Raw genomic sequence first — 3242 nt, 5'->3', positions numbered from 1 at the left:
ACGGTAGGGTGCGCCCTGCGCACCGGTCCACGGTTTAAACGCAGCCATTGGTGCGCGGGACGCACCCTACGCGAACCGAAACAGGGTATTTTGAGATAGGTTCTAGACATGCACAACCCTGTTTATCTTCGTATGAGTATTCTCCCTGTTACGGTCCAGGTGGGAGCGGAAGTTTATGGCTGAACCTTGGTTTGTGAATCAAGTCGCTTGAGATCGAAACGATTCAATATATTAAGTGGTTTTTAGGCTTTTGGGGCCTTTGGTACCGATACGACCATGCCTCAAAGCGCTTGCTTGACAGGATCGAGGGTGGAGGTCAGTATTTCCCGATAATTTCAGATCAGATAAGAATTATTTTCTTATTGTCCGAGGCATGACGGGAACGGTTGTCGTTTAACATAACCGCGATCTCGAAGGGAGCGGGAATTATTCAGTGCCCGGAATAATCATAGGCCCTTATTCCAAAACGCAGACGCAAATGCGCAAACACAAAAAATGCTTCATTGTGATCCCCAATTGAGATGAGCTCGATTACCTTGGCATCGAGAAATTCCGTACCTGCAGCAAAAGGACAAAACCCCAGTCCTTGGCTTCTAGAAATTGAAGACTTGCATGTGCATTTTGTCACCTCACGCGGCGTCGTGCGCGCGGTCGAGGGGATTTCCTATCGGGTTCGCGCCGGCGAGGTCGTGGCATTGGTCGGTGAATCCGGCTGCGGCAAGTCGGTTTCGGCGCTCACGATCATGCGGCTGCTGGCGAAGCCCGCCGGCAAGATCGTCGGCGGTCGCATTCTGTTCGAGGGGCGCGACCTGCTGAAATTGTCGGAAGACGAGATGCGCCAAATTCGCGGACGCGACCTCGCCATGATCTTTCAAGAACCCATGACCTCGCTCAATCCGGTGCTGACCATCGGCTTCCAAATCATGGAGCCGCTGCTCATCCACATGGGCATGGATGGGAAAGCGGCGCACGCGCGGGCGATCGAGTTGCTGAAGCTGGTCGGCATACCGGAACCCGAACACCGGCTGGAACAATATCCGCATCAGTTTTCCGGCGGCATGCGTCAGCGCGTGATGATCGCCATCGGTTTGGCGTGCAACCCGAAGCTGATTATCGCCGATGAGCCGACGACCGCGCTCGATGTCACCATCCAGGCGCAGATTCTGAAATTGATGAAGGACTTGTCGCGCGACCTCGGTGTTGCGATGGTGATCATTACCCACAATCTGGGCATCGTGGCGCGTTATGCCGATCGTGTGAATGTGATGTATTCCGCGCGCATGGCCGAGCAGGGGACGGCGGAAGTTATTTTCGCGCACCCGTGTCATCCTTATACCGCCGGCTTGCTGCGTTCCGTCCCGCGCCTGGACCAAACCCGCGGGCGCAAACTCGAAACCATCGAGGGCCTGCCGCCCAACCTGCTCGATCCCCCCCTGGGCTGCCGCTTCGCGCCGCGTTGTCTGGCGCGGATTGAGGCCTGCGACCTGGCGCCCCCACCCCTGCTTGAGGTGGAGGGCGGTCACTTTTCCGCCTGTCTTCGGGCGGAAGAGATGGCGCGCGTGGGAGCGCCAGGTTTGGGCTTAGTGGGCGCGGCTGATAAAGCGCCGCTCGTGAAGGCGATAGCCTACGACACGCCGTTAATGCAAGTGCGTAATCTCAAGACGTTCTTCAATATCGGCGGCAAGGGGACGCTGTTTGGTGGGGCTAAAGGGTTGGTGCGCGCGGTAGACGACGTCTCCTTCAACATCTATCCGGGCGAGACTCTCGGCCTGGTAGGCGAATCCGGCTGCGGTAAAACCACTGTCGGACGTACTCTTATCCGCTTGGAAAACGCCACCTCGGGACAGGTCTTATTCAACCGCGATGATGTAACCCGAGCCGTCGGCGGACAGTTGCAGAAATACCGGCGGCACGCGCAAATCATCTTCCAGGATCCCTACAGTTCGCTCAATCCGCGCATGAAGGTCGGCAGCATTATCGCCGAACCCATGCTGGTCTATAAGCTGCAACCGAACCGGGCGGCGGCCAAGGCGCGCGCGGCCGAACTGCTGGTCCAGGTCGGCCTGTTCCCTTATATGGCGGAGCGCTATCCGCACGAGCTTTCCGGCGGGCAACGCCAGCGGGTCGGCATCGCGCGCGCGCTGGCGCTGGAACCCGCCTTTATTGTCTGCGACGAGCCGGTTTCCGCGCTCGATGTCTCGATCCAGGCGCAAATCATCAATCTGTTGGAAGAATTACAGGATCAATTCAACCTTACTTACCTGTTTATTGCCCACGATCTGGCGGTGGTGCGCCATATCTCGGATCGGGTGGTGGTCATGTACCTGGGACGTATCATGGAGATTGCGGCCCGCGATGCGCTTTACAGCGACCCGCAGCACCCCTACACTAGGGCGCTGTTAGACGCGGTTCCCATTCCCGATCCGCGGCGCGAGCGCGAGCGCAAATACGGGGTGTTGGGCGGCGAAGTGCCAAGCCCGCTTAACCCACCTTCGGGGTGCGTGTTCCATAGCCGTTGCCCGCTGGCTACGGAGGAATGCAAAATGGCGGTACCCGAACTGCGCGAAGTACGGCCGCACCATTACGCCGCGTGTATCAAACTCTGAGCGAAGCATGCATTGAACGCCGGCATTTTAGCTGACAAATTCAAAAAATTTTGCATAGCGTACCATCATTAAGGAGGAACATATGAAACTCAAAACTTCGTTGTTTTCGACCGCTCTCGCCGTGCTGGCGGTGGTCGTTTCGGCATCGGCCATGGCGCAAACGCCGAAACGCGGCGGCACCCTCACGTTCGCGGTCAGCGCCGATCCGCCGAATTACGATTGCCACGCCAATGCCTCGTTTGCCTTTATCCATCCGGTGCGGCCGCATTATTCCACGTTGCTCAAATTCGACGCCCCGAACTATCCCAAAATCACCGGCGACCTCGCCACTTCCTGGAAGGTCGCCAAGGACGGCCTGACCTACACCTTCAAACTGCGCAACAACGTCAAATTCCACGACGGCAGCGCAATGACCTCGGCGGACATTAAAGCCACCTACGATCGTATCCGCACTCCGCCGGCAGGCGTACGTTCGCTACGTGAGGCGACTTTTGCCGACGTGGCCACGATCGAAACCCCGGATGCGCAAACCGTGGTGTTTAAGTTGAAAAAAACCAATGCATCCATGTTGTCGAACTTCGCCTCGCCCTGGGATTGCGTTTACAGCGCCGCCAAGCTCAAGCAGGACCCGAAGTT

At 57.5% G+C, this 3242-nt stretch carries 2 protein-coding genes; both read left to right on the top strand.

Annotated elements, in window-relative coordinates; translation table 11 throughout:
• The first annotated feature begins 536 nt into the window (after positions 1–536).
• Positions 537–2606: a dipeptide ABC transporter ATP-binding protein gene (locus WD823_RS08340; RefSeq protein WP_368429033.1), complete on the top strand. Its 2070-nt coding sequence runs from the start codon at positions 537–539 to the stop codon at positions 2604–2606.
• A gap of 82 nt (positions 2607–2688) precedes the next feature.
• Positions 2689–3242, top strand: a 554-nt coding sequence (locus WD823_RS08335) for an ABC transporter substrate-binding protein (protein ID WP_368429032.1), incomplete at its 3' end; no start/stop codon positions are given.

This window comes from Sulfuricaulis sp. (assembly GCF_040901545.1).
GTDB lineage: Bacteria > Pseudomonadota > Gammaproteobacteria > Acidiferrobacterales > Sulfurifustaceae > Sulfuricaulis.
The sequence above is the reverse complement of the archived record's forward strand: the minus strand, read 5'-3'. Positions and strand labels throughout refer to the sequence as shown.